The 11,552-nt window shown below is 49.2% G+C and carries 10 protein-coding genes; 3 read left to right on the forward strand and 7 right to left on the reverse strand.

The window, feature by feature from the left end:
- The 5 genes from U9P07_08535 to U9P07_08555 form a co-directional block, all read right to left on the reverse strand.
- On the reverse strand, positions 1 to 616 hold a 616-nt coding region (locus tag U9P07_08535; GenBank protein MEA2109449.1), incomplete at its 3' end, for a GTP-binding protein.
- A gap of 115 nt (positions 617 to 731) precedes the next feature.
- Positions 732 to 2,552: a translational GTPase TypA gene (gene typA / locus U9P07_08540; protein MEA2109450.1), complete on the reverse strand. Its 1,821-nt coding sequence runs from the start codon at positions 2,550 to 2,552 to the stop codon at positions 732 to 734.
- A gap of 118 nt (positions 2,553 to 2,670) precedes the next feature.
- A complete protein-coding gene (locus tag U9P07_08545) occupies positions 2,671 to 3,915 on the reverse strand; it encodes an NAD(P)/FAD-dependent oxidoreductase (protein ID MEA2109451.1) in 1,245 nt (414 codons plus the stop codon).
- A 12-nt stretch (positions 3,916 to 3,927) separates the two neighbouring features.
- The gene (locus U9P07_08550; GenBank protein ID MEA2109452.1) at positions 3,928 to 4,119 is read right to left on the reverse strand and encodes a hypothetical protein; all 192 of its coding nucleotides are present in this window, start codon (positions 4,117 to 4,119) and stop codon (positions 3,928 to 3,930) included.
- A gap of 118 nt (positions 4,120 to 4,237) precedes the next feature.
- Positions 4,238 to 4,624, reverse strand: coding sequence for a YajD family HNH nuclease (locus U9P07_08555; GenBank protein ID MEA2109453.1), 387 nt, complete (start codon positions 4,622 to 4,624; stop codon positions 4,238 to 4,240).
- Positions 4,625 to 5,271: 647 nt separating this feature from the next.
- On the opposite strand from U9P07_08555, the gene U9P07_08560 reads away from it, so the two are divergent.
- From U9P07_08560 to U9P07_08570, 3 genes are all read left to right on the forward strand, one after another.
- On the forward strand, positions 5,272 to 6,855 hold the full coding sequence (locus U9P07_08560; GenBank protein ID MEA2109454.1) for an AMP-binding protein: 1,584 nt from the start codon (positions 5,272 to 5,274) through the stop codon (positions 6,853 to 6,855).
- A 111-nt stretch (positions 6,856 to 6,966) separates the two neighbouring features.
- Positions 6,967 to 7,611, forward strand: coding sequence for a hypothetical protein (locus U9P07_08565; protein MEA2109455.1), 645 nt, complete (start codon positions 6,967 to 6,969; stop codon positions 7,609 to 7,611).
- A gap of 2 nt (positions 7,612 to 7,613) precedes the next feature.
- Positions 7,614 to 8,972 (forward strand): FAD-dependent oxidoreductase, encoded by a 1,359-nt coding sequence (locus tag U9P07_08570; protein ID MEA2109456.1) that lies wholly within the window; start codon positions 7,614 to 7,616, stop codon positions 8,970 to 8,972.
- A gap of 19 nt (positions 8,973 to 8,991) precedes the next feature.
- Here the strand turns inward: U9P07_08570 and U9P07_08575 are convergent, their stop codons facing one another.
- Both U9P07_08575 and hemG read right to left on the reverse strand, forming a co-directional pair.
- A complete protein-coding gene (locus U9P07_08575) occupies positions 8,992 to 10,218 on the reverse strand; it encodes a glycosyltransferase family 4 protein (GenBank protein ID MEA2109457.1) in 1,227 nt (408 codons plus the stop codon).
- On the reverse strand, positions 10,215 to 11,552 hold a 1,338-nt coding region (gene hemG, locus U9P07_08580; GenBank protein ID MEA2109458.1), incomplete at its 5' end, for a protoporphyrinogen oxidase. The genes hemG and U9P07_08575, both read right to left, overlap by 4 nt.

The raw sequence follows: 11,552 nt of genomic DNA on the forward strand, positions 1-11,552 counted from the left end.
TAATTACCAGGCCTTCCTGCTTCCTGGTGTCCTGTCCGGGGGTAAAAAGATGCAGCTCTTTTTTGTAAAGGTTATAGACGCCTTTGAATCGTTTACCCATGCCGATGGGCCAGGAAAGCGGGGTACACTCCACCTGCAGTTTATTTTCAATCTCATCAAGAATATCTAACGGCAACATTCCCTCACGGTCAAGTTTATTGATAAAAGTAATGATCGGGGTGTTGCGCATCCGGCAGACTTCCATTAACTTTTCAGTCTGAGGTTCCACGCCCTTGGCGCTGTCAATGACCATCAGGGCGCTGTCCACAGCGGTCAGGACGCGATAGGTATCTTCGGAAAAATCCTGATGTCCCGGGGTATCCAGGAGATTTATTTCAAAATTTCGATAATTAAATTTCATTACCGAAGTGGTGATCGAGATCCCCCGTTCTTTTTCGATTGCCATCCAGTCACTTGTCGCATGTCTCTGGGCTTTTCGGGCTTTTACCGCCCCTGCCTGCTGAATGGCGCCGCAATAGAGCAGGAGTTTTTCCGTCAGGGTGGTTTTGCCGGCATCCGGATGGCTGATGATGCCGAAAGTCCGGCGCCGGTCTATTTCTTGGTGATAATTAGCCATAAAAACTGAAATCTGTTGGTTTAATAGTTAGCTGATCTTGTTTTGCTTGTTTCATCCCTGCATTGAGCGATCAGCATTTTTTAAAGCTAAATGCTAATAGCTAACAGCTTGTCGTTTAACTTCTGATCATATGTCTTTTCTGGGCCGACAGTACCCGCTTATGCAGGCGGACGGATTTTGGGGTTACTTCCACCATTTCGTCGTCCTTGATGAAATTGATGGCCCGTTCGAGTGACATTCGTTTGACCGGTGTGCAGATAGTGCTTTCATCCTTGCCGGCCGCCCGCATATTGGTCAGCTTCTTTTCCTTGCAGGGGTTGACGTTCAGGTCTTTTTCCTTGTTGTACTCGCCGACAATCATGCCTTCATAAACGATTTCTCCGGGCCTGACGAACAGCCGTCCCCGGGGTTCAAGGTGAAACAGGGCATAGGCCACGGCTTTACCCTGGCGGTCGGAGACCAGGGAGCCGTTGAAACGGGTAGGGAAGTCGCCGCGAAATTTTTCATAGCGGTCAAAAAGGGTGTTCATAATCCCTGTTCCCTTGGTGTCGGTAAGGAATTCATCCCGGTAGCCGATCAAAGAGCGGGAGGGAATGGAAAATTCGGCTCTTACCCTGCCTTTGCCGTTGTTGATCAGGTTTTTCATCCGGCCCTTCCTCTGGGAAAGTTTTTCGGTGATCACCCCGAGAAAATTTTCATTGCAGTCGACGAATAACTTTTCAATCGGTTCGAATTTTTCTCCATTTTCATCTTTGAAAATCACTTTTGGGCGACCGACGCACAATTCAAAACCTTCTCTTCTCATGGTTTCAATCAGAATGGCCATCTGGAATTCTCCCCGGCCTTTAACAATAAAATGGTCCCGCTCATTAGTTTGCTCAAGCTCGATGGCCACGTTCTGCAGGGTTTCCTTGATCAGTCGTTCACGGATTTTTCCTGACTGGACAATTTTTCCTTCCTGACCGCTGAAAGGGGAGGTGTTGATGGTGAATTCCATTGAAATTGTCGGTTCATCGACAGAAATGCGCTTCAGGGCTTTGGGCGCTTCTTTCGTGCAGATGGTATCACCGATTAGGACTTCATCAATTCCTGAAAGGACGACGATGTCGCCGGGGTCAGCTGACTCCGCCACTTTCAATTGTATGCCTTCATAAACCTGCAGCTGTGATATCTTCAGCGGCAGCAGTTCTTCCTGCTCATTAATGCAGATCATGGGATCATTAAATGATGCTTTGCCGTTAAAAACCCGGCCGATTGCCAGCCGACCAAGATAATCGGAATAGCCAAGGTCGGAAACCAGCATCTGAAATGGTTCCCGGGGATCATACTGAGGCGCCGGTACTTCATTGACGATGGTTTCAAAAAGCTGCTGCAGGTTGTCTGTTGTTTCATCCAGGTTTTCTTTGACGATTCCTTCACGACCGATGGCGTAGAGATAGGAGAAATCAAGCTGTTCATCGTCGGCATTCAAATCAATAAAGAGATCATATATCTCATCAAGAATCTCATCCGGTCTTGCATCTTTACGATCAATCTTATTAATGATTACAATGACTTTAAGGCCTCTTTCAAGAGTTTTCTTTAAGACAAATCTGGTCTGCGGCAGTGGGCCTTCAGAGGCATCCACCAGCAGGATGGCGCCGTCGGCCATGGAGAGTGCCCGCTCGACTTCGCCACTGAAATCAGCATGGCCCGGGGTGTCGATAATATTTATTTTGACATCCCGGTAACGAACAGAGCAGTTTTTGGCGGCGATGGTTATGCCCCTTTCCTTCTCCAGGTCCATGGTATCCATCAGGCGATCATCAACCTCCTGGTTAGGTCTGAAGAGGCCGCTTTGTTTGAACATGGCGTCAACCAGGGTGGTTTTGCCATGGTCAACATGGGCGATGATCGCGATATTTCGTATTTTTTCATTTCTGCTGAGATTTTTCATTTGTTGAGTATCCGTAGATGATTAAAATTAACGCTAAATTATTGGGGACAGATTTGAAATCTGTCCCCAATAAATACGGCTGGCCACTATAGTCATTTATGAAATTATTGCAACCTAATTAATTCCCTGTTGCGGCGCTGCGGCCGGCCAGCCAGCCGGTTGAAAAGGCAGCCTGCAGGTTGTAGCCGCCGGTGTCAGCCTGGAGATCGAGTACTTCTCCGGCAAAATAGAGATCTTTAATCAGCCTGGATTCCATCGTGCGGGGATTAATCTCCCGGGTGTTGACGCCGCCGGCGGTGATAATAGCTTCTTTTAATGGTCGTGGTTTGACCATTTCCAGGCGAAAATCCTTGAGCCAGGTTCGCAGCCGCCGTCGCTCTTTGACCGTAATGCCATTAGCCAGACGATCAGGAGCAAGTCCGATAAGATCCAGACAGATGGGAACCATTTCTCGTGGCAATAGCCCTCGCAAGACACTGCTTAAGGGTTCATTGCCGCGGGCGGAAAAATCACGCAGGAGCCTGGCATCCAGTTTTTGCTCATCCAGGGCCGGTTTAAGGTCAAGGGAAAAGGTGATCTTTTGTCCCTTTCTACCGGCATCCACTGCTGCTCCGCTAAGGGTAAGGATGACCGGACCGGTAAGGCCGAATTTGGCGAAAACCAGTTCGCCAAATCCCTCCCCTTGTTTTTTGCCATTGACCAGCATTCTGACTCTGATATTACGCAAATTTAATTCTGCCATCCGACTTGCTTCATTGCCGGCTGTTTCCAGGGGAACCAGTGCCGGTCGTATAGGGATAATGCTGTGTCCGGCGGACTGGGCCAGTCCGTAGCCGTCTCCAGTTGAACCGGTCAACGGGTAGGACGCTCCACCGGTGGCGATAATGACCGCGTCAGCCGAAAAGATTTTGCTTTTTGAAATAATGCCGACAACTCGTCCATTTTCCAACATTAGTTCATCTGCTGGTGAGAAATTATTGATCCTGGTTTCACCCTTATTAATCCATTTCAGTAAAACTTTCCGCACCTCAGTGGCTTTGCCGCTGGCGGGAAAAACTCTGCCGCCCCGTTCAGTTACCAGTTTCAACCCCAGATTTTCGAGAAAAACCATCAGCTCGGCATTGAAAAAACGGCCGAAAGCCTGGTGGAGAAACTTTCCCGTCCGGCCGAAATGGGCGATAAAATCGGCTTTCTCAGCAATATTGGTAAGGTTGCAGCGACCTTTGCCGGTAATTCCAAGCTTGCGGCCTGGTTGTTTCATCTTTTCAAATAACAGGACTTCAGCTCCGGCTTCGGCCGCCTGGCCGGCAGCCATGAGCCCGGCAGGACCCCCGCCGATAATAATTATTCTTCTCCTGGTCACTGATTTATCACCTTAAACCGGCGTAGCCGGAACCAAATTGGTTGAATACCTCAATTTTCTGATTTTCAATGTCAGGGATACATTACAGGATGTTCGGGCTTGGCTCACAGCGGTATTGGCCGCCGGACGAATCACACGATGTGATTCGCGGCGGACGCCTCGGAAGCCGGCCATGGACGGCCGGCGAGAATGAGCGAGAGCCATGCCGGAACATCCCTGGCAATTTCTTGCAACTGTTTTTAGAACAACTTAAGAAAGTTGAGATACATTTTATATTCTCACGGAGTTCGCAGAATCCACAAAGAAAAAGTTCAGGCAGTCTTCAGCTTTTCTTTTTAAACAAATTTTCAAGGTTGGCGAAAGGTTTGAAGGTGGAGGATGAGCTTTCATTGCCTGCGGTTGCATTGTTGCTGCCATATTGATTTTCTTCCAGGTATTTTGTGTGTTCCTGGTCATGGCAATAGATGCAGAGCAGTTCCCAGTTGCTGCCGTCAGCCGGATTATAGTCATGATTATGGTCTTTATGATGGACGGTCAGCTGTTGAAGCTTTTTGCCGGAAAATTCCCGGCCGCAGCGGGCACATATCCAAGGATATATTTTCAGGGCCTGCTCCCGGTATCCCTGCTCACGTTGTTTTTGGTAGTGTTTAGCTTCGGAAATGACTTTGTCCGGACTGTTACTGAAAGATGTTTTTTTATCCGCTGCCATAAATACCTCTTATTCTGCTCCTGTATATATCACCTAAATTAAGCGATTAGCTTTTAGCACTTAGCGATTAGCTCAATAATTACAAGATGTTTGATATTATACATAGTAAATATTCGACTTTGTCTATAGATTGACAAATTTTTATTATTTCTCACAGAGACACGGAGTCACAGAGGGCAAATGACTCGGGTTCTCTGTGACTTTGTGCCTCTGTGAGAGTATTTTTATCTTTTCTGAAAACGTAGTCGAATGTTTACTATACATATTCACCTGATGGGTGTTGATACTAGTCAACGTAAAGCCCTGATTATTAAAAGCTAAAGGCTAATGGCTAACCGCTAATAGCTAATAGCTCAGCTTAGGTATCATAATGGGGTAATATGTGGAAATTGTCAAGGACGGTTCATGGGAATTGTTTGCGGGATGAACATCATGAAATCAGCAAAAATTGGCAAAAAATAACCATTTAATGGTGAAAAGTTGCTTGAGGATCAAAGGGGTGTTCGAGATTAAATAATTGTTTTATAAAAGGTATTCATGCTATGTCTACCACGTTGAAGAACTGTTCGGGTTATCTGTTTTGGATTGATATTTGCTTATGATCAAAAAGCAGAATTAATCTAACCAGTTTAACCGAGGGGGAATAGATGTTAATTACTGAAATTCTTGCACGAAATGCCCGGATGTATCCGGATGAAACTGCACTTATTGAGCGTGATCCGGTCAAGGGGACCAGAAAAGAAATGACCTGGGCTGAGTTTGACCAGCAGGCCAACCAGGTTGCCAACCTGCTTAAACGCATGGGGATTGGTAAGGGCGATAAAGTTGTTCATTTATTGATGAACAGTATGGAGTGGCTGCCCCTTTATTTCGGCATTATTCGTTCCGGTGCCTGGGTGATACCGTTGAATTTTCGCTTTACCGCTGATGATATTCGTTTCTGCATTGAGGTTACCGAAGGGGATGTGCTCTTTTTCGGGCCGGAATTTTCTGAGCGCATTGAATCAATCAAGGACAGTCTGCCGACGGTGAAAGAGATGGTTTTTGTAGCCGATAATGAAGTGGATTTTGCCGGCAGTTATTCCCGGATGCTGGCGGTTGAAGAGACCACGCCACTGGATATTCCCCTGGCTCTGGAAGAAGGGGTGGCTCTTTATTTTACCTCGGGAACCACGGGGCGACCAAAACCCATTCTCTTGACTAACCGCAACCTGGAAGCGGCCTGCATAGTTGAAAACCGTCATCATCTGCAGACCCACGATGATAATTTTATCCTCATCCCCCCCCTGTACCATACCGGAGCCAAGATGCACTGGTTTGGCAATTTTATCGTCGGGGCAAAATCGGTGATCCTCAAAGGGGTCAGCCCCCAGTGGATTCTTGAAGCGGTGTCGGAAGAAAGGGCCTCGATTGTCTGGCTGCTGGTGCCCTGGGCCCAGGATATTCTCACCGCCATCGAGAATGGTGAACTCAATCTGGATGATTACCAGCTGGATCAGTGGCGGCTGATGCATATCGGTGCTCAGCCGGTACCGCCCAGCCTGATTAGAGATTGGCTGAAAGTTTTCCCCCATCATGATTATGATACTAATTATGGCCTGAGTGAATCAACCGGTCCTGGATGTGTTCATCTGGGGATGGGAAACGTTCATAAAGTTGGGGCCATCGGGGTGCCGGGTTTCGATTGGGAATATGCTATTGTTGGCGGCAATGATCAGCGAGTGAAACCCGGTCAACCGGGTGAGCTGATTGTTAAAGGCCCCGGAGTGATGAAAGAATACTATAAAAATCCTGAAGAATCTGCCAGAGTGCTCAAAGATGGCTGGCTTCATACCGGCGATATCGCCCGGGTGGATGATGATGGTTTTATTTGTCTGGTGGATCGCAAGAAAGATGTCATTATAACCGGCGGAGAAAATATTTTTCCGGTCGAAATAGAAGATTTTCTTCAGGAACATCAGAATATTCAGGACGCGGCTGTCATCGGTCTGCCGGATGAGCGGCTTGGAGAGGCGGTTGCCGCTATCATCGAGGTAAAACCGGGAAGGGTATTGAACCTTGATGAAGTGAACCTTTTTTGCGAAGGGCTTCCCCGTTACAAACGGCCCCGGGAGATTTTTTTCGACGAGGTTCCCCGTAATCCAACCGGCAAAATTGAAAAACCTAAATTAAGAAAAAAATATACCGGTTACAGCGAAATGTTTACGATTAAATCTGATCAGGCCGGATAGCCGGTATTCAGCTTTATTCCTGCAGTTTGCATTACTTTTCAATGTTTTGCTGACCGCTGAAAGCTGATTGCTGAAAGCTGATTGCTGAGAGCTATTAAAGGGAGGGATATTTTGTTCAGCAAGGAAAAAAAAGAATACAAGCGCATCCGTAAGATGATTAGTGAGGTTAATGCCAAACTTACCAAACTGGCTAAGCCGAAATTGATCCGTGACGCGGCGGAAAAACTTGGCCTCCTTTCCAGGGACAAAACCTTGAACCTGGCCAAAGAAGGTGATACCGAAGCGATGATGGACCTGTTGATCTTTGATGAAAAGATTGAGGGTAAACGGCTGCCGGAAGTCTTCATGGATAGTGTTGGTGATGATTTTCTGCCGATTCTGGAGCGCCAGTTGATGGAAGATTATCTTTCCCGGACCTTTTTTTCCTTTTATGAGGTAACGAATAACAAAAAACGTGATTTTCTTACCATGTCACCTCTCCTGGACGCCTCCGAGTTTGAGCTTTTTGATCCGGTTATCGGCCGGGTTGCCAGCGAAGGCTGGCTGTTTGCCGGCCGTTTTGTGCCTTTTCAGGATTATATTGTTCATACCGGGGTTATTTATGCTTTTGCCCAGGAGGCCAAGGAAAAGATTTTCGATTTACTGAATGAGTTTGATGAGCTGGTGGAGAAGAAAAAAATAGAAAATCCTGTTGATTATCCCCTGTATTTTTACCACTGGTATAAAATGTTTGGAACTCCCATGGGGCAGCGATAATCATGGTTACCGAAGCGAAAAAAAAACGGATTATTGTTGTCGGTGGTGATGCCGCCGGCATGAGTGCCGCCAGTCAGATTAAAAGGCAACGGCCGGATTGGTCGGTAACCGTTCTGGAACAGGGGCGTTATGTTTCCTATGCGGCCTGTGGCATGCCCTATTACGTTGAAGGCCTGATTGACGACTTTGATCAACTGGTGGAAATAACCCCGCAGGTTTTCCGGGAAAAAAGAGGCATTGATTTGCGCCTGGGGCACCGGGCTACAGCCATCGATCCGGCGGCAAAAACCGTTACCTATCAGCAGGATGGAGGGAATAAAGGGCAGCTGGTTTATGATGAATTGCTGATTGCCACCGGGGCCCGGCCACTGGTACCGGAGGGGATCGTTCCTGGTGAGCGGGTAACAACGATTAATAATCTGCCCCAAACCAAACATCTACAGCAACTGGTGGCCGACAATAAAACATGTCGGGCGGCGGTGATCGGCGGTGGTTTTATCGGGCTGGAAATGGCTGAGGCCTTTGCCGCCCAGGGAATTGAAACCTCCCTGGTGCATCGCCGCGAGCATCTATCCCGGATGTTCGAGGAAGAGATTTCAGTCCTGATTAAAGAAAAACTGCAACATAATGGGGTCAAACTGTATTTTGGTGCACCCCTTGAAAATATTGTTGAACAAGGCGATAAAGTTCGGGTAATCAGCAGTCAGGAAGAACTGGAAGTTGATCTGGTCCTGCTGGCTCTGGGAGTACAGCCCAACAGTGAACTGGCCCGGGATGCCGGGATCGAACTTGGGGTCCGGGAGTCGATTGTGGTTGATGATCGACTGCAGACATCCAGGGAGCATATCTACGCGGCCGGGGACTGTGCCCAGGGTATGCGAATAGTGGATAACTCGCCGATTTTTTCACCGCTGGCCCTGAAAGCCAACCGTGAAGGGATGATTGCCGGACTGAATATGGCCGGTATCGATACCCTGAACCGGGGCAGCCTGGGTACAGGAATTACAAAAATTTTTGATCTTGGGATAGCCCGTACCGGTTTATCCTTTGCTGAAGCTGAAAAAGCCGGTCTGCAACCGGTAAAAAACATGATTACCAGCCGTTCCCGGGCCCGCTATTATCCTGACAGTGACCCGCTGCGGGTGCTGGTGATTGCCAGCCGTATAGACGGCCGGGTATTGGGGGCTCAGTTGGCCGGTCCTCTGGATGCCGTCAAAAGAATTGATACTTTTGCGGTCATCATTCACCAGGGTTTGAATCTTGATCAGGTGATGGAACTTGATCTGGCTTATGCTCCACCTTTTTCTCCGGTCTGGGATCCAGTCCTGCTGGCCGCCCGCATTACCAGAAAAAAACTTTAAAAAATCAAGTGTTTCAGAATTATTGTAGTACCTCCTGGTAGATTTCCATAACCCGGCTGAAAATATGGTTCCAGGTGTTTTTCTGCAGGGTTTCTTCCAGTGGCAGGCAGCAGAAAGTTTGTTGTTGCCGGGCTTCGTTTATTTGTTTATTGATTGCGTCCCGAAGATTTTGGACAAAACGGGGAAGATCATCGGCTTTGGGAACATCAGGACCGATGAGCTCCGGCAGCGGAACCAGGGAGATGACACCATCATCGAGGGCTTCGGGGGGAAAGAGATTTCGGATGCCCGGCAGCTCAGTAATCACCACCCGGCAGCCGCAGGCCAGGGCTTCCAGTAGTACCAGAGGCAGACCTTCATAAAATGACGGCAGGACAAAAATATGGGCCTTTTTACATTCCTCGGCCAGTTCTTCCTGGGAAAGCGCTCCCAGTAAAGTAACTTTTGGTGCCAGGCGCCTTGCCTGCTGACGAATTTTTTCTGCTTCTTCCCCCTCACCACCGCCGGCCATTGCCAGGTTAATATCTTTAATCTTCTCCACCGCTTCCAGCAGCCACGGCAGGCCCTTAGCCCGGCTCAGCTTTCCGGCATATATCAACTTGATGTGTGGTCCTTTCGTGCATAGGTCGGTATTGAACAGGTCGTTGCGGAATCCGCTGCCGGTAACCACCACTTGCTGATCATCCAGAGCATAGAGCTCCATAATCTTTCTCTTCTGATCCTCGTTCAGGGCCATGACCTTATCCACCTCCTGGCAACCGGCAATGACTCTGAGCGCCAGGTGGTCAGCCAGGTGCAGTTGCCTGAGATCCGTACCGTGGCTGGTGGTGACCAGGGGAATTTCGGGAAAAAGGCGGCGGATCAGGGCAGTCATCAACCACAGGTGGTGGGAGTGGATGATATCCGGATGAATTTTCTTGACCACTTCCTGGACTTTTGTCGCAAAAGCCCGTTCATAACGGGTGAGTGAATCACGGTTGAAGGAGGAAAAACGGGAGCTGGGGTAGGGCATGACATCGCTCATGCCGGTAACCGGGAAAGGTAAATCGGGGGCGTCAAAAACAATCGGGAAAATGTGATGATCAGCCAGCTGGTCGATTTCAACTTTCGGCATCGAAGCCGGGACGCCGCAGATAAGCCATTGATCCAGTCCCAGTTTGTGACCTTCCCGGACCAGGGCCTGGAGGTAAACCCCGCTGCCGGTTTTCCCGGGAATTTGTGACAGGCAGTGAAGGACCTTGATCATAACAGGTCGGCAAGGACCTTCTGCCCGGTCTGGCGGGCATTGTTGATGCAGTCAGGAATGCCGATGCCACGGTAACCGGCTCCGGTCAGGTAGAGGCCGGGAAGCCTGTCCGCGTACCGGTCAATTTTTTCCAGCCGTTCCTGATGGCCGAGGGTATACTGGGGCATTCCCTCGGGCCAGCGGTGGATCCAGACTTGTTCAGGTTTGGCCGTAATCCCGACGATTTCCTTTAATTCCCCGCGGACCAGCGCCAGAATTTTTTCATCGTCCAGGTCAGCCAGTTCCGGCTGCTGAGCGCCGCCGACGAATGAACGCATCAGCAATTTGCCTTCCGGCGCCCGATGGGGCCACTTGATGGATGTCCAGGTGGTGGCCATAATTTTCCGGCCTTCAATCCGGGGAACGATGAAGCCGTAGGTGTCCAGGGGGTTGGGAATATCTTCCCGGCGGAAAACCAGGGAGACAATGGAGGATGAAACATAAGGGATTTCTTTCAGGGACATCGCCAGATCTGGTGCCAGATCATTAATCATGGACGCGGTGGCAAAAGCCTCACTGGCCATCACTACCTGATCGGCTTGCAGCTGTTGGCCATCAGCCAGCTGCAGGGTGTAGCCCTGATCGTTTTTTCCGATTGTTTTGACTTCCATCCCGGTTTTTATTCGCTCCCGGCCGATAATTTCAGCCAGGGCATCAGTAAATTGGGCCATGCCGTTTTTCATCGAAATGAAAAAGGTGCGGGGGGGTGCACCGGTTTTCGGCCGTTTCTTCATGGCTTCAGTCATGGCCTTTTTGCGGGCAAACATACCCCGGATCAAGCTTCCTGACTGCTGTTCCATTTCAAGAAAACGGGGGAAGGTGGAGAGCAGGCTCATGTTATCCGGGTTGCCTGCGTGAATGCCGCCCACCAGAGGTTCAGCAATTTTATCAAGCGCCTCTTTTCCCAGTCTTCGGGTAACAAAACTTGCCAGGCTTTCATCGCCGGTTTCCCGGCGTTTTGGAATTACGATATCCATGCCCATGCGGATTTTACCGGGCCAGGAAAACAGGGGTGAGGTGGCAAAGGGGATGATCTTGGTGGGAATCATCATGATCAATCCGTCCGGCAGCCGATGGAGTTTTTTGCCGGAATAAATATAGGTTCCACTGGCCTGGCTGCTGGTATTAACCAGCTGGTCTTCCATTCCCAGTTCCCTGACCAGGGCTAGCGCCCAAGGTTTCTCCAGGATAAAGCAGTCCGGCCCCCCTTCAACCGTATAGGGATCAGCATGGGTTGTTAAAATCTTGCCGCCGATCCAGGGAGAACGTTCGATAATGCTTACTTCAATCGGGAG

The sequence above is a fragment of the Pseudomonadota bacterium genome (assembly GCA_034660915.1).
Lineage (GTDB): Bacteria > Desulfobacterota > Anaeroferrophillalia > Anaeroferrophillales > Anaeroferrophillaceae > DQWO01.

Coding starts and splice junctions, on each gene's coding strand:
- typA (MEA2109450.1), bottom strand. CDS start 2,552: ATGAAAAATCTCAGCAGAAATGAAAAAATACGAAATATCGCGATCATC.
- U9P07_08550 (MEA2109452.1), bottom strand. CDS start 4,119: ATGGCTCTCGCTCATTCTCGCCGGCCGTCCATGGCCGGCTTCCGAGGC.
- U9P07_08555 (MEA2109453.1), bottom strand. CDS start 4,624: ATGGCAGCGGATAAAAAAACATCTTTCAGTAACAGTCCGGACAAAGTC.
- U9P07_08560 (MEA2109454.1), top strand. CDS start 5,272: ATGTTAATTACTGAAATTCTTGCACGAAATGCCCGGATGTATCCGGAT.
- U9P07_08570 (MEA2109456.1), top strand. CDS start 7,614: ATGGTTACCGAAGCGAAAAAAAAACGGATTATTGTTGTCGGTGGTGAT.
- U9P07_08575 (MEA2109457.1), bottom strand. CDS start 10,218: ATGATCAAGGTCCTTCACTGCCTGTCACAAATTCCCGGGAAAACCGGC.